The 1,355-nt window shown below is 64.5% G+C and carries 2 protein-coding genes; both read left to right on the forward strand.

Translation table 11 applies throughout. The annotated features are described in order from the left end of the window. Positions 1-863, forward strand: an 863-nt coding sequence (locus QMG72_RS17615; protein ID WP_283481341.1) for a tyrosine-type recombinase/integrase, incomplete at its 5' end; no start/stop codon positions are given. Then, positions 850-1,257, forward strand: coding sequence for a DUF6262 family protein (locus tag QMG72_RS17620; RefSeq protein WP_283481343.1), 408 nt, complete (start codon positions 850-852; stop codon positions 1,255-1,257). The genes QMG72_RS17615 and QMG72_RS17620, both read left to right, overlap by 14 nt. The last annotated feature ends 98 nt before the right edge of the window (positions 1,258-1,355 follow it).

The raw sequence follows: 1,355 nt of genomic DNA on the forward strand, positions 1-1,355 counted from the left end.
GGTGTGGGCTGCGCATCACCGATACCGTCCGCCTGCCGACCGATTGCATCGTCTACGACGGTGAGGGAGCGCCCTACCTTCGCTACCTCAACCACAAGATGAAGCGCGAGGCTCTGGTGCCTATCGACGCCGACCTCGCCGACGCCATCACTGCGCAGCGATGCCGCCTTCGGGAGCGTTGGCCGGGTGGTGCGCCGGTGCTCTTCCCGCGAGCTACCCACAGCGACGACGGCCAGGAGTCAGTCAGTGACGGCGTCTACCGGAAGGCGCTGCACCGTTGGCTCAAGCGCTGCGCCGTCCGTGACGAGCACGGCCAACCAGTTCGTGTCGTCCCGCACAGCTTCCGGCATACCCTGGGTACCAGGCTAATCAACCGAGACGTCCCCCAAGAAGTAGTCCGCCGGATCCTGGACCACGACTCCCACGTCATGACTGCCCACTACGCCCGGCTCAGCGACACTACGATCCGCCGACACTGGGAAGCCGCGCGGAAGGTCAACATCAAGGGCGAGACCGTCACCCTCGACCCCGACGGGCCGCTGGCAGAGGCGGCATGGGCCAAGCAGCGGGTCGGTCGGGCGACCCAGGCCCTGCCCAACGGTTTCTGTGGGCTGCCAGTCCAGAAGTCCTGCCCGCACGCGAACGCGTGCCTGAGTTGTCCTATGTTCATCACCACCTCGGAGTTCCTGCCCGAGCACCGGAAGCATCGTCAACAGGTCGTGCAGATCATCACTGCGGCTGAAGCCCGCGGCCAGCAACGACTGATCGAGATGAACCAGCAGGTCCTGGGAAACCTCGACCAAATCATCACCACATTGGAGAACGACGAGGACTACGAAGCAGCACCTGATGCATGCCGATAACAGTCATCACCTGATCACCGCCGCCCAACAGCGCCACGAGACCACACGTGCCAAAGCCACCCAGGCTCTTCGCGACCTCGACCGCGAAGGCGGCGCAGTCACCTTTCAGATCGTCGCGCAGAAAGCGCAAGTCTCACGGTCCTGGCTCTACACCCAGCCCGATATCTGCGTCGAGATTCGACGGCTCCGTGACCTTCAGCGCGACTCGGAGGGCTCGCGCCTGCCCGCGCCCCAACGTTCCACAGAAGCATCCCTGCTACGCCGCCTCGAAGTTGCCAACGCGCGCGCCCGGGACCTCACCGCCGAGAACCAGCAACTCCGGAAGCAACTGGAACACGCCCTCGGGCGAGCACGGGCATCGACGGCGGAACGGCGCCCAGGCGGGGCCGCTTGATAGACGGCTCAAGATAACTACGTCCACCAGGAAGATTTCCGATCCACTGAGCCGCGTGCTGGACGTCATGGCCACGTCTGACCGGACTCTAGATAACG

The organism is Pseudarthrobacter sp. PH31-O2, from assembly GCF_030063265.1.
Lineage (GTDB): Bacteria > Actinomycetota > Actinomycetes > Actinomycetales > Micrococcaceae > Arthrobacter.